We start from the raw sequence: 21,884 nt of genomic DNA, 5'->3' as shown, positions 1-21,884 counted from the left end.
CCCCTGCCGCCAGCAGGACGACCGGCCTTACTCTGAGGAATCCGCGTGCGCCGCGCTCGCGTGCAGGCAGATGGCCGCCGCCGCCCCCACGTTGAGCGATTCCTCGCCGCCCGGCTGCGCGATACGGATCAGGTGCGTGGCGCGCTGCTGCAGCGCCTCGGAAACGCCCTGCCCCTCGTGGCCCAGGATCCAGCCGCAGGGCCAGGGCAGGCGCGCGCGGTGCAGCAGGTCGCCGCCGTGCGAACTCGTGGCCAGCAGCGGCAGGGCCAGCGCGTCGATGTCGTCCACCGCCAGCCCCTCCACCAGGTGCAGCGCGAAATGCGCGCCCATGCCCGCCCGCAGCACCTTGGGGCTCCAGAGGCCCGCCGTGCCTTTCAGGGCCGCCACCTGGCGGAAACCGAAAGCCGAGGCGCTGCGCAGGATGGACCCCACGTTGCCCGCATCCTGCAGCCGGTCCAGCACCACGGTCGGCAGGCCGGCCTGCAGCACCGGCGCCTCGGGCACGGGCACCACGAAGCCCATGCGCGCCGGCGATTCCAGCCCGCTCACGTCGGCCCAGAGCGCATCGGCCAGCACCACGTTGCGTGCGGCGGCCGTTCCCCATTCGCGCTCCCACTCCGGCCAGGCGGATTCGGCATAGACGCCGATGGCCGGCTGCACGCCGCGCTCCAGTGCGGCACGGCAGAGGTGGTCGCCCTCGAGCCAGACGCGGCCCTGGCGGCGGTAGGCGCCGCTGTCCTGCGCCAGCCGCCGCAGGTCCTTCACGAATGCGTTGTCGCGCGACTGGATGAAGGTCGGCCCGGCGGTCATGCGTGCAGCCCTTCCGCGGCCCGGGGCGCCGCGGGGCGTACGGAGACGGTGGTTTCCACGGTCGTCACGATGGTGGCGGTGGCCTGCATGACCACGGTGCGCTGCACCGCCGCAGCGACCGGTGCGAAGGAGCGACGGTGTTCCGGGCATGCGCCATGGGCCTGCAGGGCCGCCATGTGCTCCGCCGTGCCATAGCCCTTGTGCGAGGCGAAGCCGTAGTGCGGGTAGGCCTCGTGCAGTTGCGCGCACCAGCGGTCGCGCGTGACCTTGGCCAGGATGGATGCGGCGGAGATGGCCTGCACCAGCGCGTCGCCCTTGACGATGGCCTCGGCGGGCACGTCCAGCGGCGGCAGGCGGTTGCCGTCCACGAGCACGCGCACCGGCTTGAGGCGCAGGCCGGCCACGGCGCGGCGCATCGCCAGCATGGTGGCCTGCAGGATGTTCAGCGTGTCGATCTCTTCCACCGTGGCCTCGGCGACGCTGCAGCACAGCGCCTTGGCGCGGATTTCGTCGAACAGCGCCTCGCGGCGGGCCGCGGTGAGTGTCTTGGAGTCCGCCAGGCCCTCGATGGGCTGCAATTCGTCGAGGATGACGGCCGCGGCCACCACGGGCCCGGCCAGCGGCCCGCGGCCCGCCTCGTCCACGCCCGCGACGAGTCCCGGCGGATGCCATGGCAGATGGGCCTGCTCAACGCGCGGCAAGGATTTTCTGGATCGCATCGGCGGCCAATCTCGGGGTATCGCGGCGCAGTTCCTCGTGCAGCGCGGTGAAGCGCCGCGCCAGCGCGTCGCGCTGGCCGGCTGGTGCGTCCAGCCACTGCATCACGGCCGTGGCCAGGGCCTGCGGCGTGGCCGCGTCCTGCAGCAGTTCGGGCACCACGAAATCGCCGCACAGGATGTTGGGCAGCCCCACCCAGGGCTGCAGCTGCTTGCGGCGCATCAGGCGCCAGCTGATGGGGTGCATGTGGTAGGCGATGACCATGGGCCGCTTGAACAGCGCGGCCTCCAGCGTCGCGGTCCCGCTGGCGATGAGCGTGCAGTCGCAGGCGGCCAGCACCGTGTGGGATTGCCCGGGCGTTATCAGCAGCGCATCGCGCACTCCGCACTCGGCGGCGATCTGCTCGGTGCGCGCGCGCAGCGCCGGTACCGCCGGCACCACCATCTTCAGCCCGGGCCGCGCCTGGCGCAGCAGTGCCGCCGCCTGGAAGAACGGCCGGGCGATGTAGGCGACTTCCGCGGAGCGGCTGCCGGGCAGGATGGCCAGCACCTCGTCGTCCGCGCCCAGCCCCAGCTGCGCGCGGGCCGCGAGGCGGTCGGGCTCCATCGGAATGACCTGGGCCAGCGGATGGCCCACGTAGGTCGCGTCGATGCCGTGGCGCGCCAGCAGTTCGGGCTCGAAGGGGAAGATGCACAGCACATGGTCGGCGCTGCGCCGGATCTTGTGGACCCGCTCCGCACGCCAGGCCCAGATGGACGGGCAGACGAAATGCACGGTCCTGATGCCCGCGGCGCGCAGGTCGGCCTCCAGGCCCAGGTTGAAATCCGGGGCATCGATGCCGATGAAGAGGCCGGGCCGCTCCGCGAGCAGGCGGCTGCGCAATTGCTGGCGGATGCGCACGATGCCCCAGAGGCGGCGCACCAGCTCGACGCTGTAGCCGTGCACCGCGAGGCGCTCGCTCGGCCACAGGGAATGGAAGCCCCGGCGTTCCATCTGCGGCCCGCCGATGCCCTGCGCGGACACCGCCGGCCACTGCGCGTGCAGGCCGTCCAGGAGCAGGCCGGCGAGCAGGTCGCCGGACGTCTCGCCGGCCACCATCGCGATGCGAGGGGCGTCTTGCATGGCTGCGCGCTTCCCTTCAGCGCGCGATGCCGCGCGTCGAGGAGACGATGAAATCGCGCAGCAGGGTGATGTCGCCCGCGGCCTCGGGGTGCTCGGCCGCAAGCTCCTCGATCGCCTTGGCGGCCGCCTCCAGCGTCAGCCCCTGGCGGTACAGCAGGCGATGCATCTGCTTGACCGCGGCGAGGCGGTCCGCGGAGAAGCCGCGGCGCTTCAGGCCCACGATGTTGAAGCCGCGCACGCCCATCGGATTGCCATCGACCAGCATGAAGGGGGGCACGTCCTGCGATACCGCCGAAGCGAACCCCACCATCGCGTGCGCGCCGATCTTCACGAACTGGTGGATGCCCACCAGCCCGCCGACGGTCACCCAGTCGCCCAGCTCGACGTGCCCGGCCAGCGTGGTGTTGTTCGAGAGCGTGGTGTGGTTGCCCACCAGGCAGTCGTGCGCGATGTGGCAGTAGGCCATGATCCAGTTGTCGTCGCCCACGCGCGTGACGCCCCCCGCGCCCGGCACGCCGAGGTTGAAGGTGCAGAACTCGCGGATCGTGTTGCGGTCGCCGATCTCCAGGCAGGTGTCTTCCCCGGCGTATTTCTTGTCCTGCGGAATCGCGCCGAGCGAGGCGAACTGGAAGATCCGGTTGTCGCGCCCGATCGTCGTGCGGCCCTCGATGACGCAGTGCGGCCCGACGCTCGTCCCGGCCCCGATGCGCACCTTGGGGCCGATGACCGCATAGGGGCCGACGGTGACCGAGCTGTCCAGCTCGGCGCCCGGATCGACGATGGCCGTGGAATGGATGCTGCTCATGGTCCCGCGCCCTCAGCCCTTCAGGCGACGGTCCGCATGGTGCACATGATCTCGGCTTCGCAGGCCACGCTGTCGCCCACGCGCGCCACGCCGCCGAACTTGTAGATGCCGCCCTTGATGCGGTCGAGCTTCACGTCGAGGATGAGCTGGTCGCCAGGCTCCACGGGCCGCTTGAAACGCGCACCGTCGATGCCGACGAAGTAGAACACCTTGTCGTCGCCAGGGGCCTCGCCCATCATGTCGAAGGACAGCAGGCCCGCCGCCTGGGCGAGGGCTTCCAGCATCAGCACGCCGGGCATGACCGGCCGGTTCGGGAAATGCCCGGTGAAGAACGGCTCGTTGATCGTGACGTTCTTGATCGCCTGGATGCGCTCGCCCCTTTCGAGTTCGACGACACGGTCCACCAGCAGGAAGGGATAGCGGTGCGGCAGGAGCTTGAGGATTTGGTGGATGTCCATCATTGGATATGTGCGGTGGGACCGTCTTTTCGTATCTGTTCTTCGAGGGCCATGATGCGCGCGCGCAGCCCGTGGAGCTGGCGCAGCGTGGCCGCGTTCTTTTCCCACTTCGCATTCTCGTCGAAGGGAAACATGCCGGAGTAGAGCCCCGGCTTCAGGACGGAGCGCGTGATGGCCGTGCCGGGCGATACCTGCACGCCGTCGGCGATCTCCAGATGCCCGAGGATCATCGCCGCGCCGCCGATCATGCAGCGGGCGCCGATGCGCGTGCTGCCGGACACGCCGGTGCAGCCGGCCACGGCCGTGTGCCGCCCGATGTGCACGTTGTGGCCGATCTGCACGAGGTTGTCGAGCTTGACGCCGTCCTCGATGACGGTGTCGTCCAGCGCCCCGCGGTCGATGCAGGTGTTGGCCCCGATCTCCACGTCGTCGCCGATGCGCACGGCGCCGAGCTGCTCGATCTTGGTCCAGGCGCCACCCTCGGCCGCGAAGCCGAAACCGTCCGCGCCGATCACCACGCCCGGGTGCAGCAGGCAGCGCTCGCCGATGCGGCAGCCTTCGCCCACGGTGATGCGCGAGGTCAGCACCGTGCCTGCGCCGATGCGCGCGCCGCGCTCGACCACGCAGAGCGGGCCGATGTGCGCCGAGGGATCGACGAAGGCGTCCGGATCCACCACTGCGGACGGATGGACGCCCGCAGCGGGCGTGCGGCCGTGCAGTCGCTTCCAGAGCTGCGTCGCGCGCGCGAAATAGGCGTAGGGATCCTCCGCCACGATGCACGCGCCGCGCGCCAGCGCTTCCTCGCGCATCGCGGGAGCCACAATGACACAGGCCGCCCGGGAGGCGGCCAGTTGTTGGCGGTAGCGCGGATTGCTCAGGAAGGCCAGGTCGCCCGGCTCCGCCGATTCGAGCGGGGCGATGCGAAGAATCTCGACGTCGCCGCCGCCTCCTTCGATCGTTCCGCCCAGCGCCTCAACAATCTGCCTGAGACGCACGCTCACGCAGGATGCCCCGTGCGCGCCGCCCCGCAGCCGCTGCGATCACTTCGCACCGGCGCCAGCGCCCGCATTCAGCGCCTTGATCACCTTGTCGGTGATGTCGTGCTTCGGGTTGATGTAGACGGCTTCCTGCAGGATGACGTCGTACTTCTCGGCCTCGGCCACCTGCTTGACGGCCTTGTTGGCACGCTCGAGCACCTGGCCCAGTTCCTCGTTCTTGCGGGCGGCCAGGTCGTCCTGGAACTCGCGGCGCTTGCGCTGGAAGTCGCGGTCCTGGTCCGCCAGCTGCCGCTGGCGGGCGGTGCGCTGGCTTTCGGCCATGGTGGGGGCCTCGCGCTCGAACTTGTCGGTGGCGGCCTTGAGCGCGTTGCCCTGGTCAACCAGGTCCTTCTCGCGCTTGGAGAATTCCTGCTCCAGCTTGGCCTGCGCGGCCTTGGCCGTGCTGGCTTCGCGGAAGATGCGGTCGGTGTTCACGAAGCCGGCCTTGAACTCCTGTGCCTGCGCGGGCACGGCCGCGCCGAGCGCGCCGAGCAGAAGGACCAGGGGAATATGGCGGGAAAGGGATTTCATTAGAAAGACGTTCCGATCTGGAATTGCAGTTTCTGGATTCTATCGCCGGCGAACTTGCGCACCGGTTGCGCGAAAGCGAGGCGAAGCGGACCGAGCGGTGAAATCCAGCTCAGGCCCAGGCCCGCAGAGACACGCATGTCGCTGAAGGAGACCTTCTCGTCTTCGCCGAAAACGTTGCCGGCGTCCACGAACGTGAACACGCGCAGCGTACGGTCGTTGCCTGCGCCGGGGAACGGCGCGATGAATTCCGCATTGAGCGTGACCTTCTTCGGGCCGCCCAGGGAGGCGCCGGTGACGTCGCGCGGACCCAGCGTGCCCTGGTCGAAGCCGCGCACCGAGCCGAGGCCGCCGGAGTAGAAGTTCTTGAACACCGGGTAGGGACGGCCGTTCAGGCCCTTGCCCCAGCCCAGTTCGGAATTGAACGCCAGGGTGAACTTCTTGTTCAGCGGCACGTACTGCTGGAACTGGTAGTTCGCCCGCACGTAGCGCGCATCGCCCGCCACCGACCAGTCGGAGTTCAGGCGCTGATAGCGGCCCGAATTCGGCGCCAGCGCGCTGTCGCGGTCGTCGCGCGACCAGCCCACGGTGAGCGGGATCGCGGTGCTGCTGCTGCCGTAGGTGTTGGCGTACGCCAGATAGGCTGCAGGGATGTTCGTGCCCAGCTTGATGCGCGTGTTCTCCAGGCCACCGCCGAAGAACACCGTGTCCGTCTCGCTGAACGGGATGCCGAAGCGCACGCTGGTGCCCGCGGTGACCAGCTGGTAGTTGCCGCCCTGGTCCTCGTAGGGCTTGTCGGTGCGGTAGTACAGGTCCAGCGTGCGGGAGATGCCGTCGGGAGTGAAGTACGGGTTGGTCGTGCTGAGCACCAGCGTGCGGCGGTACTTGCTGGTGTTCACGTCCACGCCCAGGTAGTTGCCCGAGCCGAACACGTTCTCCTGCTTGATGCTGAACGACAGCGACACCTTCTCGGCGCTGGAGAAGCCCGCGCCCAGCTGCAGGGAGCCGGTGGGCTTCTCGGCCACGTTCACCACGAGGTCCACCTGGTCGGGCGAGCCCGAGACATCCTGGGTCTCGACGTTCACCTCCGTGAAGTAGCCCAGGCGGTCCACGCGGTCGCGCGAGAGCTTGATCTTGTCGCCGTCGTACCAGGAGGCCTCGTACTGCCGGAATTCGCGGCGGATCACTTCGTCGCGGGTGCGGTTGTTGCCGCTCACGATGATGCGGCGCACGTAGGCGCGGCGCGAGGGCTCGGCGCGCAGCACGAGGGCCACGCGGTTGTTCTCGCGGTCGATCTCGGGCACGGCCTCCACGCGGGCGAAGGCGAAGCCGAAGTTGCCGAAGTGGTCGGTGAAGGCCTTGGTGGTCTCGGTGACACGGTCGGCGTTGTAGGGCTCGCCGGGCTGGATGGTGATGAGCGACTTGAACTCGTCGTCGCGGTCCAGGTAGTTGCCCTCCAGCTTCACGCCGGAGACCACGTAGCGCTGGCCTTCGGTGATATTGATCGTGATGCTGATGTCCTGCTTGTCCGGCGACACCGCCACCTGGGTGGAGTCGATGCGGAACTCGAGGTAGCCGCGCGCGAGGTAGTAGGAGCGCAGCGTCTCCAGGTCGGCGTTGAGCTTGGTGCGGGAATAGCGGTCGGACTTGGTGTACCAGCTCAGCCAGCCGCCGGTGTCCTGGTCGAACAGGCCCTTGAGCGTGGATTCGCTGAAGGCCTGGGCGCCGTTGATGTGGATGTCCTTGATCTTGGCGGGCTCGCCCTCGGTCACCGTGAAGGTCAGGTTGACGCGGTTGCGCTCGATGGGCGTCACCGTGGTCACCACCTCGGCGCCGTACAGGCTCTTGTTGATGTACTGGCGCTTGAGCTCCTGCTCCGCACGGTCGGTCAGGGCCTTGTCGTAGGGGCGTCCTTCGGTCAGGCCCACGTCCCGCATGGCCTTCTTGAGGGTGTCCTTGTCGAATTCCTTGGTGCCGGCGAAATCGACGTCGGCGATGGTGGGGCGCTCCTCCACCACCACGACCAGCACGTTGCCGCTGGCCTCCAGGCGCACGTCCTTGAACAGCCCCAGCGCGAAGAGCGAGCGGATGGCGGCCGCGCCCTTCTCGTCGTTGTAATCGTCGCCCACGCGCAGCGGCATGGAGGCGAACACCGTGCCCGGCTCCACGCGCTGCAGCCCTTCCACCCGGATGTCCTGGACCTTGAAGGGTTCAAGGGCCCAGGCAGCCTGCGCGACGAAGACCATGGCGGCGACGGCGCATGCCGTGCGCACGCCCAGGCGGTTGATGTGTTTTTTCATGAGTGAACTGGTGCCGACATGGCGGATTCATGCGGCGGTAGGTTTAGCCAAAAAGCCGGGTGACGTCGTTGAAAAGGGCGATGGACATCATCACGAGGAGCAATGCAACGCCGCCCCTCTGCAACCGCTCCATCCAGGCATCTGACACGCCCCTGCCGGTGACGCCTTCCCAAAGATAATACATCAGGTGCCCCCCATCGAGGACCGGCAGCGGCAGCAGGTTCAGCACCCCCAGGCTCACGCTGATGAGGGCCAGGAACACCAGGTATTGCGTGAATCCCAGGCTGGCGGACCGGCCCGCGTAGTCGGCGATGGTGAGCGGGCCGCTCAGGTTCTTGAGCGAGGCCTCGCCGACCACCATGCGGCCCATCATGCGCAGGGTGAGCGCGGAGACCTCCCAGGTGCGCGTCACGCCCTTCCACAGGCCTTCGAGCGGACCGTGGCGCACGGTGACCATGGCCGGCTGCGCGCCGACATAGGCGCCCACCCGCCCGGCGGGCGCAGCCCCGTCCTGGCGCACCACGTCCGGCGCCACGTCCAGCTGCACGGTGCGCCCGCCGCGGTCCACCCGCCATACCTGGGAGACCGACTTGCCATCCTGCACCGAGGCCCGGATCAGGTCCCGCAGTTGCTGGCCGTCCACCACCGGGGTCGAGCCCACCTGCAGCACGGTGTCGCCCTCCCGCAGCCCGGCGCGCTGCGCAGCGCCGCCGTCCACCACCTCGCCGATCACCGGGCGCGTCCACGGGCCCAGCACGCCGATCTTGCGGAACAACTGCGCGTCCGCCTGCCACGCGTCGAAATCGTGCAGCTCCAGAACCAGCTCACGGCGAGGCGCGCCGGACGCGGGCTCGACCTGCAGGCGCACGTCCTGCCCGTCCAGCGCACCGCGCGTGAGCAGCCACCGCAGATCCTCGAAGGAACGCACCGGCTCCGGCTCGTCCGGCCCCATGGCGGCGGCCACGACCATTTCGCCGCCGCGCAGGCCCGCGTCGTAGGCCACCGAACCCGCCGCGGGACTCGCGAGGATGGCCCGCGGCTCCTGCACGCCGATCCAGTTGACCGCGGCATACAGCGCGATGGCCAGCAGCAGGTTCGCGACCGGGCCGGCGGCGACGATCGCCGCCCGCGAGCGCAGCGGCTGCCGGTTGAAGGCCAGGTGGCGCTCCGCGGGATCGACCGGCGCCTCGCGTTCGTCCAGCATGCGCACGTAGCCGCCCAGCGGGAAGGCGCCGATGACGAATTCCGTGGACGACCCCCGCGGCTGCCAGCGCAGCAGCGGCTTGCCGAAACCCACCGAGAAGCGCAGCACCTTGACCCCGCAGGCCACGGCCACGCGGTAGTGCCCGTACTCATGGACCGCGATGAGCAGGCCCAGGGCGACGATGAAGGCGACGATGGTGAGAAGCATGGGGCACTCCCGTACGGTGGAGGAACGCGGCGGTCAGGCCGCGAGCCGCTCTGCCCGGTGCCGCGCGACCGAACGCGCCTGGGCGTCGAGGTCGAGCAATGCGCCCAGCGAGTCCGGGTTGGAGGGCGATACCGCCTCCAGAGTTGCAAGATTCAGCCGGTGGATCTGGTCGAAGCGGATGCGGCGTTCCAGGAACGACGCCACCGCCACCTCGTTGGCCGCATTGAGCACCGCGGTGGTGCCCGGCGCGGCACGCAGGGCCTGCCACGACAGGTGCAGCCCGGGAAAGCGCGTGGCGTCGGCTTCCTCGAAGGTCAGGGCGGCCAGGCTGCGGAAATCGAGCCGGGGCGTGCCGCTCTCGATGCGCTCGGGCCAGGCGAGGCCGCAGGCGATGGGCACGCGCATGTCGGGCGTGCCCAGTTGGGCCAGCACCGAGGCGTCCTTGAACTGCACCATCGAATGGATGATCTGCTGCGGATGGATGACCACCTGGATCTGTTCCGGCGCCAGATTGAACAGCCAGCGCGCCTCGATCACTTCCAGCGCCTTGTTCATCATGGTCGCGGAATCCACCGAGATCTTGCGCCCCATGGAGAAGTTGGGATGGGCACAGGCCTGCTCGGGTGTCACGTCGCGCAGGGTGGCGGGCTCGCGCGTGCGGAACGGGCCGCCGGACGCGGTGAGCAGGATGTGGTCCACGCGCCGCGGCCAGGAGGACGCATCCTCCGGCAGGCACTGGAAGATGGCGGAATGCTCGCTGTCGATGGGCAGCAGCGTGGCGCCGCCCTCGCGCACCGCGGACATGAACACCTCGCCGCCCACGACCAGCGCTTCCTTGTTCGCCAGCAGCAGGCGCTTGCCCGCGCGCGCGGCGGCCAGGCAGGGAGCGAGCCCGGCGGCGCCGACGATGGCCGCCATGACCACGTCCACCTCGGGATGGGCGGAGATCGCCTGCAGGGCATCGGGGGTGTCCATCACCTCGGTGGACGACCCCTGCGCGGCCAGTGCCTCCCGCAGCGCGCGGGCATGCTCCGGGCTCGCCATGACCGCGTAGCGCGGACCAAAGCGCAGGCACTGCGCCGCCATGGCGTCCACCTGCGTGGCGGCGCTCAGCGCGAAGATCTCGTAGCGGCCGGGGTGGCGCGCGACCACGTCCAGGGTACTGGTTCCGATGGAGCCGGTGGAACCCAGGACGGTAAGGCGTTGTTTCATGGGGCAGCGAAATGGGTGAGCATCATGGCCAGGGGCAGCGTGGGCAGCAGCGCGTCCACCCGGTCGAGCACGCCGCCGTGGCCGGGCAGCAGCCGGCTGCTGTCCTTGGCGCCCGCGCTGCGCTTGACCAGCGATTCGACGAGATCGCCCACCACGCTCATGCAGGCCATGAACACCGCGCCGATGACCAGCAGCCACCAGCCCTTGGCGGCCAGCCGCGAGTAGAAGCTCGGGACCGGGGCCTGCGAGGCGGCATCGGCCGCCGCCCAGGCCAGGGCGAGCACGATCACGCCGGCCATGCCGCCCCAGACGCCTTCCCAGCTCTTGCCGGGGCTGATGGAAGGCGCCAGCTTGGAACGCGTGAAGCGCAGGCCGAACGCCCGGCCGGCGAAATAGGCGAAGATGTCCGCGACCCAGACCAGCACGAGCACGGACAGCAGGAAGTTGATGCCGATGGTGCGCGCCTGCACGGCGGCCAGCCACGCCAGCCAGAGGGCCAGCACCCCGCCGGCCAGGCGCACGGGATGGGGAATGCGCGGCCAGCCCTCCACGCCATGGCGCAGCAGCCAGGCGCCGCACAGCACCCAGCCGGCGCCAGCGGCGGCCCAGAGCCAGGTCAGCGGACGCTCCGTCCAGCCGCCCGCCCAGCTCGCGGCGCAGAGCAGCACGCAGGCCGCGCCCACCGCCAGGGACGCCGGCTGGCCCAGGCCCTGCAGCCGGCCCCACTCCCAGCCGCCGGCGGCCATGAGCACCAGCACCACGGCCGCGAAAGGCACGACCGAGCCGGCGAAGAGCGCCGGCAACAGGATGGCCAGCAGGACGATGGCCGTGAGGATGCGCGTGACCAGCATGGGAAACCCCTTCAGGCGCACGCCGACGAGGTCGGGGAGGCCAGCAGTTGCTCGGATGTCTTGCCGAACCGGCGCTCGCGTGCCCCGTAGGCGGCGATGGCCTGGTCCAGGGCGGCGCCGTCGAAATCGGGCCAGAGGCGGTCGCTGAAGTACAGCTCGGAATACGCGCACTGCCACAGCAGGAAATTGCTGATGCGCATCTCGCCGCCCGTGCGGATCACCAGGTCGGGATCCGGCACGTGGGCCAGGCCCATGGCGGTGTGGAGGCTGGCTTCGGTGATGGGCTCGCCACGCGCGGCGAGCGCGGAGGCCGCCTGGGCGATGTCCCAGCGGCCTCCGTAGTTGAAGCAGACGTTGAGCACCAGCCGGGTGTTGTGCGCGGTGACGGCTTCAGCCTGCGCCAGGCCGGCGCGGACCTTCTCGGACAGCGTGGACCTCTCGCCCACGAAGTGCAGGCGCACACCGTCCTTCTGCAGTTGCGGCACCTCCCGCGCGAGCGCCTTGGCCAGCAGGTCCATGAGGCCGGACACCTCGTCGGCGGGGCGGTTCCAGTTCTCGGAGGAGAAGGCGAAGACGGTCAGCACGGCCACGCCGCGCTCCACGCAGTCGCGGGCGCAGCGCTTGAGCGCCTCCACCCCCTGCTTGTGGCCGGCCAGCCGCGGCAGGAAGCGGCGCGTGGCCCACCGGCCATTGCCATCCATGACGATGGCGACGTGGTGGGGGACGGCTGGCGAGGCGGCGGACATGGAAGGCATCGATCGAACCCGTGCAACGGGCCGATCAGACCGCCATGATTTCCTGTTCCTTGGCGGCCACGAGCGCATCGACTTCGGCGATGTGCTTGTCGGTCACCTTCTGGATGTCGGCTTCGGCGCGCTTCTGCTCGTCCTCGGAAGCGAGCTTGTCCTTCACGAGCTTCTTGACCGATTCGTTGGCGTCGCGGCGCAGGTTGCGCACGGCCACCTTGGCGCCCTCGCCTTCGTTGCGCGCGAGCTTGGTCATCTCCTTGCGGCGCTCCTCGCTCATCGGCGGCATCGGCACGCGGATGAGGTCGCCCATGGAGGCGGGGTTCAGGCCCAGCTCGCTTTCGCGGATGGCCTTCTCGATCTTGGCGCCCATGCCCTTTTCCCAGGGCTGGACGCTGATGGTGCGCGCGTCGATCAGCGACACGTTCGCCACCTGCGACAGCGGCACCATGGAGCCGTAGTACTCGACCTGGACGGAGTCGAGCAGCGCCGGATTCGCACGGCCGGTGCGGATCTTGGCGAGATTGTTCTTGAAGGCCACGATGGACTGGTCCATCTTGGCTTCGGTGTTTTTCTTGATGTCGGCAATCGTCATGTGTTCTCCTGTGCGCGCATCCGTCGCCCGGGTCGGCGCCAAGCCGCCGCGGGCACGGTGCAGTCGGGCGTCAAGCGTACACCAGCGTTCCTTCGTCCTCGCCCATCACCACGCGCTTGAGCGCGCCGTGCTTCACGATCGAGAAGACCCGGATGGGCAGCTTCTGGTCGCGGCAGAGCGCGAACGCCGTGGCATCGAGGATGCCGAGGTTGCGCGACATGGCCTCGTCGAAGGTGAGCTTGGTATAGCGCGTCGCCGTCGGATCCTTCTTGGGATCGGCGGTGTACACGCCGTCCACCTTGGTCGCCTTGAGCACCACTTCGGCGCCGATCTCGGCGCCGCGCAGCGCGGCGGCGGTGTCCGTCGTGAAGAAGGGATTGCCGGTGCCCGCGGCGAACACCACGACCTTGCCCTCTTCCAGGTACTGCAGCGCCTTGGGCCGCACGTACGGCTCCACCACCTGCTCGATGCCGATGGCCGACATCACGCGGGCGATGAGGCCCTGCTTGTCCATGGCATCGGCGAGCGCGAGGGCATTCATGACCGTGGCCAGCATGCCCATGTAGTCGGCGGTGGCGCGGTCCATGCCGACGGAGCCTCCCGCGACGCCGCGGAAGATGTTCCCTCCCCCGATCACCACCGCGACCTGCACGCCCATGCGCGTGACTTCGGCGATCTCCTCGACCATCCGGACGATGGTGGCGCGGTTGATGCCGAAGGCGTCGTCACCCATGAGAGCCTCTCCAGACAACTTGAGCAGAATGCGCTTGTGGGCTGGAGCGGCGACGGACATGGGCGTTTCTCTTCGGGTGGTGGAATCGGGGAACTGTACGGGACCAGGGATCAGGCAGCGGCCTTGGCGGCGGCCACCTGCGCGGCCACTTCCGCCGCGAAGTCGTCCACCTTCTTCTCGATGCCTTCGCCCACGACGTAGAGCGTGAAGCCCTTCACGGTGGTGTTGGCGGCCTTGAGCATCTGGCCCACGGTCTGCTTGCCGTCGGCGGCCTTCACGAAGACCTGGTCGAACAGCGAGACTTCCTTGAGGTACTTCTGCACCGAGCCTTCCACCATCTTGGCGGCGATGTCGGCAGGCTTGCCGGATTCGGCGGCCTTGGCGGCAGCGACGGTGCGCTCCTTCTCGATCAGCTCGGCGGGCACGTCGGCGCTGGTCAGGGCCACGGGCTTCATGGCGGCGATGTGCATCGCGACGTCCTTGGCGGCGGTTTCGTCGCCGTCGAACTCCACCACCACGCCGATGCGGGTGCCGTGCAGGTAGGAAGCCAGCTTGGAGCCCGAGAAGCGCTTGAAGCGGCGGAAGGACATGTTCTCGCCGATCTTGCCGATCAGGCCCTTGCGCACTTCTTCCAGCGTGGGGCCGAAGCTTTCCTGGCTGTAGGGCAGCGCGCCCAGGGCTTCCACGTCGGCGGGGTTGTGCTTGGCGACCAGCTCGGCCGCAGCCTTGGCCAGGGCGATGAAGCTGTCGTTCTTGCTCACGAAGTCGGTTTCGCTGTTCACTTCGATCAGGGCGCCGGTCGTGCCCTCGATGAAGCTGGCGACCACGCCTTCGGCGGTGATGCGGGCGGCAGCCTTGCCAGCCTTGGTGCCCAGCTTGACGCGCAGCAGCTCCTCGGCCTTGGCCAGGTCGCCGTCGGCTTCCGTCAGGGCCTTCTTGCACTCCATCATGGGAGCGTCGGTCTTGGCGCGCAGTTCGGCAACCATGCTAGCGGTAATTGCAGCCATCGGTAATTCTCCAGATTTCAGTTCGTTACAGGATTCAAGGCTAAAAAAAAGGGGGCTAACCAGGAGCCCCTCTTTCATTCGCGACAGGTCGCGCGGCCGGGCCTTCAGGCAGCGGATTCTTCCACTTCCACGAATTCGTCCGAGCCTTCGGGAGCGGCGGCCTTGACCACGTCGTTCACGGCGTTGGCACGGCCTTCGATGATCGCGTCGGCGATGCCGCGGGCGTACAGCGCCACGGCCTTGGCCGAGTCGTCGTTGCCGGGGATCACGTAGTCGATGCCTTCAGGGGAGTGGTTGGAGTCCACCACGCCGATCAGCGGGATGCCCAGCTTCTTGGCTTCGGCGACGGCGATCTTGTGGAAGCCCACGTCGATGATGAAGATGGCGTCCGGCAGGGCGTTCATGTCCTGGATGCCGCCGATGTCCTTCTCGAGCTTCTCGATCTCGCGGGTGAACGTGAGCTGTTCCTTCTTGCTCATGGACTCCAGGCCGGCTTCCTGCTGGGCCTTCATGTCCTTCAGGCGCTTGATGGAGGTCTTGACGGTCTTGAAGTTGGTGAGCATGCCGCCCAGCCAGCGCTGATCGACATAGGGCACGCCGGCGCGCTGCGCCTCGGCAGCCAGCAGTTCGCGGGCCTGGCGCTTCGTGCCGACCATCAGGATCGTGCCGCGGTTGGCGGTGAGCTGCTTGGCGAACTTCTGCGCCTCCTGGAACATCGGCAGCGACTTTTCCAGGTTGATGATGTGGATCTTGTTGCGATGACCGAAGATGAACGGGGCCATCTTGGGGTTCCAGAAGCGGGTCTGGTGGCCGAAGTGGACACCGGCTTCCAGCATTTCGCGCATGGTGACGGACATGGGTATTCTCCAAAGGTTGGGTCTAAAATCCGGCCCCGCTAACCGCCCGGCAACGATCGAAAGAAGATCGACTCGACTGGGGCGGCACCTTGATAGGGCCGGTTCGCGTTTGCGTTGGCTTGAATGTTCCGCCGGTGCTGACGCCCCCGACAAAAGAGGCGCCCCTCACAGCAAAACCCCGAGATTCTAGCATACCGGGCCGCACGCACCTTCCGCCATCCGCTCCCCCGCGGCGGAGCGGATGGCGTCCGCGGCCCTTCCAGAACCCCAGAAGCGGGTCCGCCCCGGCCCACCGGAGGCGGCCCCCACCCACCATGCACATCGCCATCGTCGGTGCCGGAATCGTCGGCACCGCCACCGCTTATGAACTGGCCTGCGACGGGCACGCCGTCACTGTCTTCGAGCAGCGCGGCGCCGCCGCCGAGGAGGCCAGCTTCGCCAACGCGGGCCTGCTCGCCCCCGCGCCCCTGATTCCCTGGGCATCGCCGGCCGTCGGCGGCCCTGCCCGGCAGAGGCTCCTGGGCCGGCACGCCGCCGTCCGCCTGGCCCAGGGGGCCGGGCTCGCCGACCTGCGCTGGCTGTGGCGCCGCCGCCGGGCGGCGCGCGGCGGCATGGCCGAGTCCTCCGTCGCCGCGCTGGCCCGGTTCGGTCACTACAGCCACATCCGCATGCGGCAGGTGGCGCAGGCCCTGGACCTGGACCCGGAAAGCAGCCGCGGCGTGCTGGTGCTGCTGCGCGCGCCCGCCGACCTGGACCGGGTGCAGCCGGCCGCACGCATCCTGCGGGAGACCGGGCTGAACGTGCTCGACGTGGATGCCGATACCGCCCGCCTCATCGAACCCGGGCTGGCGTCGGACAACGAGCTGGCGGGCGCGCTGCATCTGCCGGACGGCGAATCCGGCAATTGCCGCCTCTTCGCCCAGATGCTGCGCTACGCCGCCCAGGAGCGCGGCGTGCAGTTCCTGTTCCAGTCGCGCGTGGAGGCACTGCAGGGAGGTCCGGCCGGCGTGCGGCTGGCCGGCGAACGCGACGCACGCCGTTTCGACGCGGTGGTGGTGTGCGCGGGCGTGTCGGCCGCCGCCCTGCTGCGGGGCACCGGCACCGCGATGCCGCTGGCGGCGCTGCACGGCTACACCCTGAGCGCCCCCGTGCGCGAGGACACCCACGCCCCGCAGGGCACGGTGATCGACCCGCTGCACCGCATCACCGTCACCCGGCAGGGGCAGCGGGTGCGGGTGGCCGGCGGGGCGGAACTGGGCCCCGGCGGCGGCGCGCCCCATGCCCCCACCTTGCAGACGCTCTACAACGCGGCATCGGGCTGGTTCCCCGGCGGTGCGCAGTGGTCATCGCCGCAGGTACAGACCTGGCGCGGCGCGCGGCCCATGCTTCCGGACGGGCTGCCGGTGGTCGGCGCCGCCGGCGCGCCCGGTGTGTGGATCAATGCAGGGCACGGCGCGTGCGGCTGGGCCCTGGCCTGCGGCAGCGCCCGCGCGGTGGCCGACCTGGTCGCCCAGCGGGTGCCGGAGACGGACCTGCAGCCCTTCGGCCTGCGCAGGTTCTGACCGGCGCGGCGCGGGCCACGGAGCGGGCCACAATGGCCTCCCGAAGGAAGGCCTGCCGCATGTCCATGATCCGCATCGAACCCGACCGTCCCCATCCCCTGTTCGACGTCCCGGCGACCCGCCGCATCGAGCAGGCCGCGCTGCGATCGCTGCCGGCCGGCACGCTGATGGAGCGCGCGGGGCTGGCGGTGGCGCGCCTGGCGCAGGCGGTGGCGCCGCACGCGCGGCAGGTGTGGATCGCCTGCGGCGGCGGCAACAACGGCGGCGACGGGCTCGAAGCGGCGGCGCAGCTGGCGTGCCGCGGCGTGCGGGTGCAGGTGACCTGGCTGGGCCGGCCGGACGCCGCCCCCGCCGACGCACGCCGGGCCTGGGAACGCGCCCGGGCCGCACAAGTGCCCTTCGTTGAAGGACCGCCCCCGGATCTCGGGCCGGACGATCTGTGCATCGATGCCCTGCTGGGCATCGGGGCGGAGAACCGCAGCGGCGCCCCTTCGCCGGAGCTGGCCGCGCTGTTGCGCGCCCTGCAGGACAGCGGCGCCCCCCTCCTCTGCGTGGACGGTCCCTCGGGCCTGCAGGCCGATACGGGCCAGTACCTTCCCGGCCTCGCGCCGCCGGCGCACGCGCGCCCGGGCACGCGGCACACCCTGGGGCTGCTGACCCTCAAGCCCGGGTGGTTCACCGGCCAGGGCCGGGATGCCGCGGGCGCGGTCTGGTGGGACGACCTGGGCGTGGACGTGTCGGCCGAGCCCCCGCCGGCGTGGCTGGCCGGCCCCGGCGAACCCGTGCGGCGGGCACATGCCTCCCACAAGGGCAGCCATGGCGACGTGGCCGTGGTGGGGGGCGAGGCCATCGGTACCCGGGGCCAGGGCATGACCGGGGCCGCGCTGCTGGCGGCTTCCGCGGCGCTGCACGGCGGCGCGGGGCGGGTGGTGGTGGCGCTGCTGGACGCCAGCGGAACGGACACCCTGCCCGTGGACCCGCTGCAACCGGAATGCATGCTGCGCCGCTTCGACGCCCTCGAACTCGGCGGTGCCACCGTGGTCTGCGGCTGCGGCGGGGGCGAGGCCGTGCGGGGCGTGCTGCCGCGCGTGCTGGCCGAGGCGCCCCGGCTGGTGCTGGACGCGGACGGGCTGAACGCGATAGCCCGCGACACCTCATTGGCAGCGCAATTGCGCGGGCGCGCTCCACGCCATGGCCCGCTGCCCACCGTGCTCACGCCCCATCCCCTGGAGGCCGCGCGGCTGCTGGGCACCGATACGGCCGCCGTGCAGGCCGACCGGCTGGGTGCCGCCCGGGCACTGGCCGAGCGTTTCCACTGCGCGGTCGTGCTCAAGGGTTCCGGCAGCGTCGTGGCCGCGCCGGACCGGCCGGTGCACGTCAATCCCACGGGCAACGGACGCCTGGCGACGGGGGGCACGGGCGACGTGCTGGCAGGATTCCTGGGCGCGCTGTGGGCGGGCCGGCCCGGGAAGGGCCCGGACGCAGCGTTCGAGGCGGCTTCCGCGGCCTGTCACGCCCATGGATGGGCGGCCGACCGTTGGCCTTCGGGCAGCACACTGACGGCTTCCGCCCTGGCCCGCCGGCTGGTTCCGGCGTCCGGCGGATAACCCTGCCGTCCTGCAAGACATCCCGCGGAACGAAACCAGGGGTAACTCCCGTTGCAGCACACGTCCGCGAGGACGTGTCCGACAGACGCGAGCGGCCGGCCGGCATGTAATGGATCCCACACCACGCATCACGTGCCCATCGACCGATCCGTACCAAGGAGACTGCCATGCAACGCAACCGCTACACCGGCCCCCGCGCGTTGATCGCGTTCACCACCACGGTATTGCTGGCGGTGGCGGCCACGGCGATGAACCTGGTCCCCGACGAAGCCGTTCAGGCGGCGGATTCCCTGGTGCGCATCCCGCAGGATCTGGAGCAGTTCCTGCCGGGCGATCCGATTACCTCGCCCTGAGCGCGACTGCCGGACACTTCGGGAGCCTGCCGGGCCCCTGGGCTGGCCCGGAGCTGTCGGGCAGCGGATTACCGCACCCCTGCGGCCTCTCCCTGCCCGAGCACATCCACCCTCTGCCGTAGCTGGTCCGCCCGCCGGGCGTCGCCCCCGGCCCGGGCTTCCCGTTCTGCCAGCAGCAGCCAGGCCAACAGCGGCCTGCGCCATCCCTGGGAGGACGCTGCATCGATGGCGTTCTGCGACACGTCGGGACCGCCTTGTCCCCGTACATGCAGTACCGCGGCGGCCAACAGCCGGGCCAGCGGATCCGCCACCCCGGCCAGCGCCGGGGTACCTTCGGCCTGCACGGCCCGCTGGGCCGGCGGCAGGAGTCCGGCCTCCGCCCCGCCGGCACGGCCTTCCAGGTAGTCCGCGTACGCACGTTCGGCCGCGGCCGCACCGCCACGCAGGGGGGCGAAGTCGGGGCATCCCACCTGCGCCAGGCTGGCGACCCGCGTGGCGCACTCCAGCAGCACGACACGGGCCAGCAGGTCGGGCCGCGCGGTGCGGGCGGTTTCTTCCCGGGCGCGCCGCCATTCCTGCGCGGCCACGCGGTCGTTGCCGGACAGGTAGGCCTGCGTGGCGCGGTCGGCGGCGCCACGGGCATTCAATTCCCATTCTGGCGCAGGGGGACGCTGGGCGCAGCCGGTGGCCAGCGCGGCAGCCAGCATCGCGGCCAGGAGCGCGCCGTAACGCCCGGACAGGCCAGGCCGGCGGAACGTGGGTGCGGGGCTCATGGCAGTTCGATCCGGGTGTCGCGCGCGAAGGGCCATTTGCGCTGGATCTCGTTGACCAGGCTCTCGACCTTGCGCAGGTTGCTTTCCACATCGGCGCGCAGGGCGCCGAGGTCGGTGGTGGCCTCGCGGGCGTTGGCCCCGATGGCCTGGGCTTCGGCCAGCACGGCATCCACCTTGGCCAGGCTCTGGCGCGTGTCCGCGAGCAGGCCGTTGAGCTGCACCACGGTGGCGCGCACGTCGGTGACGAGCCCCGCCTCGCCGGCCGTGCCGAAGACTTGCCGGTCCGCCTTGGCGGCCATGCCGTCGATGCGCGCCAGCAACTGGTTGGTGCGGTCCAGCGTGGTGGCGATCTTGCGCGCCTCGGCCTCGCTGCCCATCAGCACGCCCAGGGCGCCGCCGGGCGCGTTCAACCGTTCGGTGAGGGTGCGCACATTGGCCAGCGTGCCGCCCAGCGCGGCATCCTGCGCGGTGAGGGCCTGCAGGTTGGAGAGCAGTTCGCGCGCGGCCGACATGAGCTGCGGGATCTCGGCGGTGGCATCGCCGCGCAGCACCGGGCGCACCGCGCCGTCGGGCAGGGGCGGATCGGTCAGGATGCCGCTGTAGGCCTTGATCGTGGTGCCGCCCACGATGCCGCGCACCAGGGTGAACACGCTCGATTCGCGCAGCCAGTGCGCGTCCTTGCGCGGCACGTCGATCAGGATGCGCACGTCGCCGCCCTCGGCCAGTTCGGTGCGGCGGACCCGGCCGATGGGAAAGCCCGAGAACGTCATGTCCATGCCGGCGACCACGCCTTCGGAATCGTCGGCGGTGAGCACCAGTTGCTGCGTGGGCTCGAACACGCCGCGCGCGTAGAGCAGGTACAGGCCCGAGCCGATGATCAGCGCCAGGGTGAAGAGCAGCAGCGCGGCGGCCTTGCGCTCCAGGTGGGCCACGGGGCCCAGCAGCGCATCGGCCGGTTCGGGGGCGGGCGGGCCGTCACGGGAGTGCGGCGGCGGGGATGGGTGGTCGTTCATCGGAAGCGGTCCGGGGAAAGCGTCAATCAGTAGTAGTTGCCCATGAGCGATGCGATCTCGATCAGCAGCAGCACCGCGAACATCCGCGCGAAGCCGCCGAGTTCGGAGCGCGCGCGCGGGTCGCCCGTGGCATGCAGGCCCGCGGCCATGGGAATGAGCGCGACGGCCAGGCTGAACAGCAGCGTCTTGAGCACGAACAACAGGGTGAGGGGCGGCGTGAACACCTGCCCGAACATGCGGGTGTAGGCGGGCACGCCCGCCGTGCTCGCGCCATAGACGCCCAGGTAGGCCATCACGAGGGCGACCACGCACGACAGCGCGGCGAGCGTGATGCTGGCATACATGCCGGCCACGACGCGCGGCAGCAGCTCCACGCGGACAGGGTCGGCACCGCGCGCGCGCAGCGCATCCCAGTGGCCCGACTGCCGCATGAGGGCCAGCTGCGTGCCGCCGGGGATCGTGGTGCGCAGCGCCACGAACAGTGCCGCCGTGAGCGGGATCAGCTCCAGCACGAGCACCCGCACCACCATCTGCAGCGCATAGTGCGACAGGCCGTAGCTGCGCGCCGTGATGACGACGATGTGCGTCACCACCAGACAGATGAGCGCCACCAGCGCGGTGAAGCCCAGCAGCAGGGGCGCCGTATCGAGATACATGTGCCGGGCCAGGCGCGCGCGGGTGAACCGGCCGTAGCTGGACGGCGACAGCATCAGCACCGCCACCACCGCCCCCAGGTGGACGATGCGCCACCAGGCCAGGGCCCAGCCGCGCGAGGCGCGCCACAGCCGGCCGGTCCATCCCGGGAGGGCGCCCGCTGCGGTGCTCATGCGCCCTCCTCCGTCAAGCGGCGGGCGGTCGGGGTTTTGGTCAGGGACGGCTGCGGGGACATCGACGTAAGGCGGTCACACATGCCGGCGCGCCGGCGGATCGGGCAGCGGCAGGGGATCGGCATCGGCACGGTCATGGAGGGCCTCGATCACGTGGCAGCGGCTGCCGTCGGTGCCGTCGCACCGCCCTCGCAGCGACAGCAGCTGGGCCTCCAGCGCCTGCAGCTCCCGCAGGCGGGTGCGTACGTGCAGCAGGTGCTCGTCCACGGTGGCGCAGGCCGCATGGTCTGCGGCGGTGTCCATGCCCCGGCCGAGCGAGAGCAGCGTGCGCACTTCGTCCAGCGACATGTCCATGGCGCGGCACAGGCGGATGAACCGCAGGCGGTGGATTTCGTCGTCGCTGTAGAGGCGGTAGCGGTTGTCGGCGCGGGCCTGCGCGGGCAGCAGCCCCTCCTTCTCGTAGTAGCGGATGTTGGCGGCGGGCACGCCGGAGAGGCGGGCGGCATCGCCGATACGGTGGTGGGGGCTTGCGGCGGGCACGGCTTGACCTTGAAGCGGCT

Annotated in this window: 23 protein-coding genes; 3 read left to right on the top strand and 20 right to left on the bottom strand. The window is 70.2% G+C overall.

Annotated features, from left to right (window positions below; genetic code table 11):
* Positions 1-27: 27 nt before the first annotated feature.
* The 16 genes from BLR99_RS10400 to rpsB form a co-directional block, all read right to left on the bottom strand.
* Positions 28-810 (bottom strand): TrmH family RNA methyltransferase, encoded by a 783-nt coding sequence (locus tag BLR99_RS10400; protein ID WP_017438885.1) that lies wholly within the window; start codon positions 808-810, stop codon positions 28-30.
* Positions 807-1,529 (bottom strand): ribonuclease HII, encoded by a 723-nt coding sequence (gene rnhB / locus BLR99_RS10395; RefSeq protein WP_011794967.1) that lies wholly within the window; start codon positions 1,527-1,529, stop codon positions 807-809. The genes BLR99_RS10400 and rnhB overlap by 4 nt, the downstream gene beginning before the upstream one ends.
* Entirely contained in the window at positions 1,498-2,649 is a 1,152-nt protein-coding gene (gene lpxB / locus BLR99_RS10390; protein WP_046060067.1) for a lipid-A-disaccharide synthase, read from the bottom strand. The genes rnhB and lpxB overlap by 32 nt, the downstream gene beginning before the upstream one ends.
* Positions 2,650-2,665: 16 nt before the next feature.
* Complete coding sequence (gene lpxA, locus BLR99_RS10385; RefSeq protein WP_011794965.1) at positions 2,666-3,454, bottom strand: acyl-ACP--UDP-N-acetylglucosamine O-acyltransferase; 789 nt, start codon at positions 3,452-3,454, stop codon at positions 2,666-2,668.
* Positions 3,455-3,474: 20 nt separating this feature from the next.
* Positions 3,475-3,915: a 3-hydroxyacyl-ACP dehydratase FabZ gene (fabZ, locus tag BLR99_RS10380; RefSeq protein ID WP_011794964.1), complete on the bottom strand. Its 441-nt coding sequence runs from the start codon at positions 3,913-3,915 to the stop codon at positions 3,475-3,477.
* Positions 3,912-4,913 carry a UDP-3-O-(3-hydroxymyristoyl)glucosamine N-acyltransferase gene (gene lpxD / locus BLR99_RS10375; RefSeq protein WP_011794963.1) on the bottom strand — a complete coding sequence of 334 codons (1,002 nt, stop codon included), beginning with the start codon at positions 4,911-4,913 and terminating at the stop codon, positions 3,912-3,914. Before lpxD ends, fabZ begins: the two co-directional genes overlap by 4 nt.
* Positions 4,914-4,952: 39 nt before the next feature.
* Positions 4,953-5,480 (bottom strand): OmpH/Skp family outer membrane protein, encoded by a 528-nt coding sequence (locus BLR99_RS10370; protein ID WP_011794962.1) that lies wholly within the window; start codon positions 5,478-5,480, stop codon positions 4,953-4,955.
* On the bottom strand, positions 5,480-7,777 hold the full coding sequence (gene bamA, locus BLR99_RS10365; RefSeq protein ID WP_011794961.1) for an outer membrane protein assembly factor BamA: 2,298 nt from the start codon (positions 7,775-7,777) through the stop codon (positions 5,480-5,482). The genes BLR99_RS10370 and bamA overlap by 1 nt, the downstream gene beginning before the upstream one ends.
* A gap of 43 nt (positions 7,778-7,820) precedes the next feature.
* Positions 7,821-9,188, bottom strand: a complete 1,368-nt coding sequence (gene rseP / locus BLR99_RS10360) for an RIP metalloprotease RseP (RefSeq protein WP_046060066.1) — start codon at positions 9,186-9,188, stop codon at positions 7,821-7,823.
* Between the two features lie 33 nt (positions 9,189-9,221).
* Positions 9,222-10,400: a 1-deoxy-D-xylulose-5-phosphate reductoisomerase gene (ispC, locus tag BLR99_RS10355; protein WP_019700068.1), complete on the bottom strand. Its 1,179-nt coding sequence runs from the start codon at positions 10,398-10,400 to the stop codon at positions 9,222-9,224.
* Entirely contained in the window at positions 10,397-11,251 is an 855-nt protein-coding gene (locus tag BLR99_RS10350; protein ID WP_011794958.1) for a phosphatidate cytidylyltransferase, read from the bottom strand. The genes ispC and BLR99_RS10350 overlap by 4 nt, the downstream gene beginning before the upstream one ends.
* Positions 11,252-11,262: 11 nt before the next feature.
* The gene (uppS, locus tag BLR99_RS10345) at positions 11,263-12,006 is read right to left on the bottom strand and encodes a polyprenyl diphosphate synthase (protein ID WP_011794957.1); all 744 of its coding nucleotides are present in this window, start codon (positions 12,004-12,006) and stop codon (positions 11,263-11,265) included.
* 25 nt (positions 12,007-12,031) lie between these two features.
* Positions 12,032-12,592, bottom strand: coding sequence for a ribosome recycling factor (gene frr / locus BLR99_RS10340; protein WP_011794956.1), 561 nt, complete (start codon positions 12,590-12,592; stop codon positions 12,032-12,034).
* A 70-nt stretch (positions 12,593-12,662) separates the two neighbouring features.
* Positions 12,663-13,385: a UMP kinase gene (pyrH, locus tag BLR99_RS10335; protein ID WP_011794955.1), complete on the bottom strand. Its 723-nt coding sequence runs from the start codon at positions 13,383-13,385 to the stop codon at positions 12,663-12,665.
* Positions 13,386-13,435: 50 nt separating this feature from the next.
* A complete protein-coding gene (gene tsf / locus BLR99_RS10330) occupies positions 13,436-14,332 on the bottom strand; it encodes a translation elongation factor Ts (protein WP_011794954.1) in 897 nt (298 codons plus the stop codon).
* Positions 14,333-14,436: 104 nt separating this feature from the next.
* Positions 14,437-15,189 carry a 30S ribosomal protein S2 gene (gene rpsB, locus BLR99_RS10325; RefSeq protein ID WP_011794953.1) on the bottom strand — a complete coding sequence of 251 codons (753 nt, stop codon included), beginning with the start codon at positions 15,187-15,189 and terminating at the stop codon, positions 14,437-14,439.
* 314 nt (positions 15,190-15,503) lie between these two features.
* On the opposite strand from rpsB, the gene BLR99_RS10320 reads away from it, so the two are divergent.
* The 3 genes from BLR99_RS10320 to BLR99_RS10310 all read left to right on the top strand — a co-directional run bounded on the left by BLR99_RS10320 (position 15,504) and on the right by BLR99_RS10310 (position 18,711).
* The gene (locus BLR99_RS10320; RefSeq protein ID WP_046060065.1) at positions 15,504-16,751 is read left to right on the top strand and encodes an FAD-dependent oxidoreductase; all 1,248 of its coding nucleotides are present in this window, start codon (positions 15,504-15,506) and stop codon (positions 16,749-16,751) included.
* Positions 16,752-16,783: 32 nt separating this feature from the next.
* Positions 16,784-18,358 carry an NAD(P)H-hydrate dehydratase gene (locus BLR99_RS10315; RefSeq protein ID WP_046060064.1) on the top strand — a complete coding sequence of 525 codons (1,575 nt, stop codon included), beginning with the start codon at positions 16,784-16,786 and terminating at the stop codon, positions 18,356-18,358.
* Between the two features lie 167 nt (positions 18,359-18,525).
* Positions 18,526-18,711, top strand: coding sequence for a hypothetical protein (locus BLR99_RS10310; protein WP_011794950.1), 186 nt, complete (start codon positions 18,526-18,528; stop codon positions 18,709-18,711).
* A 68-nt stretch (positions 18,712-18,779) separates the two neighbouring features.
* Here BLR99_RS10310 and BLR99_RS10305 read toward each other — a convergent pair whose 3' ends face one another.
* The 4 genes from BLR99_RS10305 to BLR99_RS10290 all read right to left on the bottom strand — a co-directional run bounded on the left by BLR99_RS10305 (position 18,780) and on the right by BLR99_RS10290 (position 21,864).
* Complete coding sequence (locus BLR99_RS10305; protein WP_046060063.1) at positions 18,780-19,484, bottom strand: hypothetical protein; 705 nt, start codon at positions 19,482-19,484, stop codon at positions 18,780-18,782.
* Complete coding sequence (locus BLR99_RS10300; RefSeq protein WP_017439209.1) at positions 19,481-20,497, bottom strand: MlaD family protein; 1,017 nt, start codon at positions 20,495-20,497, stop codon at positions 19,481-19,483. The genes BLR99_RS10305 and BLR99_RS10300 overlap by 4 nt, the downstream gene beginning before the upstream one ends.
* Positions 20,498-20,523: 26 nt before the next feature.
* On the bottom strand, positions 20,524-21,324 hold the full coding sequence (locus BLR99_RS10295) for an MlaE family ABC transporter permease (protein WP_011794947.1): 801 nt from the start codon (positions 21,322-21,324) through the stop codon (positions 20,524-20,526).
* Between the two features lie 75 nt (positions 21,325-21,399).
* Positions 21,400-21,864 (bottom strand): Cd(II)/Pb(II)-responsive transcriptional regulator, encoded by a 465-nt coding sequence (locus BLR99_RS10290; RefSeq protein ID WP_046060158.1) that lies wholly within the window; start codon positions 21,862-21,864, stop codon positions 21,400-21,402.
* Positions 21,865-21,884 lie beyond the last annotated feature (20 nt).

Origin of the sequence: Paracidovorax citrulli (assembly GCF_900100305.1) — a bacterium.
Classification (GTDB): domain Bacteria; phylum Pseudomonadota; class Gammaproteobacteria; order Burkholderiales; family Burkholderiaceae_C; genus Paracidovorax; species Paracidovorax citrulli.
This window is presented reverse-complemented; position numbering and strand designations above follow the sequence as displayed.

Coding starts and splice junctions, on each gene's coding strand:
- BLR99_RS10310 (WP_011794950.1), top strand. CDS start 18,526: ATGCAACGCAACCGCTACACCGGCCCCCGCGCGTTGATCGCGTTCACC.
- BLR99_RS10295 (WP_011794947.1), bottom strand. CDS start 21,324: ATGAGCACCGCAGCGGGCGCCCTCCCGGGATGGACCGGCCGGCTGTGG.
- pyrH (WP_011794955.1), bottom strand. CDS start 13,385: ATGTCCGTCGCCGCTCCAGCCCACAAGCGCATTCTGCTCAAGTTGTCT.
- BLR99_RS10370 (WP_011794962.1), bottom strand. CDS start 5,480: ATGAAATCCCTTTCCCGCCATATTCCCCTGGTCCTTCTGCTCGGCGCG.
- lpxB (WP_046060067.1), bottom strand. CDS start 2,649: ATGCAAGACGCCCCTCGCATCGCGATGGTGGCCGGCGAGACGTCCGGC.
- BLR99_RS10400 (WP_017438885.1), bottom strand. CDS start 810: ATGACCGCCGGGCCGACCTTCATCCAGTCGCGCGACAACGCATTCGTG.
- BLR99_RS10305 (WP_046060063.1), bottom strand. CDS start 19,484: ATGAGCCCCGCACCCACGTTCCGCCGGCCTGGCCTGTCCGGGCGTTAC.
- ispC (WP_019700068.1), bottom strand. CDS start 10,400: ATGAAACAACGCCTTACCGTCCTGGGTTCCACCGGCTCCATCGGAACC.
- BLR99_RS10350 (WP_011794958.1), bottom strand. CDS start 11,251: ATGCTGGTCACGCGCATCCTCACGGCCATCGTCCTGCTGGCCATCCTG.
- rnhB (WP_011794967.1), bottom strand. CDS start 1,529: ATGCGATCCAGAAAATCCTTGCCGCGCGTTGAGCAGGCCCATCTGCCA.
- frr (WP_011794956.1), bottom strand. CDS start 12,592: ATGACGATTGCCGACATCAAGAAAAACACCGAAGCCAAGATGGACCAG.
- rpsB (WP_011794953.1), bottom strand. CDS start 15,189: ATGTCCGTCACCATGCGCGAAATGCTGGAAGCCGGTGTCCACTTCGGC.
- tsf (WP_011794954.1), bottom strand. CDS start 14,332: ATGGCTGCAATTACCGCTAGCATGGTTGCCGAACTGCGCGCCAAGACC.
- bamA (WP_011794961.1), bottom strand. CDS start 7,777: ATGAAAAAACACATCAACCGCCTGGGCGTGCGCACGGCATGCGCCGTC.
- fabZ (WP_011794964.1), bottom strand. CDS start 3,915: ATGATGGACATCCACCAAATCCTCAAGCTCCTGCCGCACCGCTATCCC.
- BLR99_RS10300 (WP_017439209.1), bottom strand. CDS start 20,497: ATGAACGACCACCCATCCCCGCCGCCGCACTCCCGTGACGGCCCGCCC.
- BLR99_RS10320 (WP_046060065.1), top strand. CDS start 15,504: ATGCACATCGCCATCGTCGGTGCCGGAATCGTCGGCACCGCCACCGCT.
- uppS (WP_011794957.1), bottom strand. CDS start 12,006: ATGCCTTCCATGTCCGCCGCCTCGCCAGCCGTCCCCCACCACGTCGCC.
- BLR99_RS10315 (WP_046060064.1), top strand. CDS start 16,784: ATGGCCTCCCGAAGGAAGGCCTGCCGCATGTCCATGATCCGCATCGAA.
- lpxA (WP_011794965.1), bottom strand. CDS start 3,454: ATGAGCAGCATCCATTCCACGGCCATCGTCGATCCGGGCGCCGAGCTG.
- rseP (WP_046060066.1), bottom strand. CDS start 9,188: ATGCTTCTCACCATCGTCGCCTTCATCGTCGCCCTGGGCCTGCTCATC.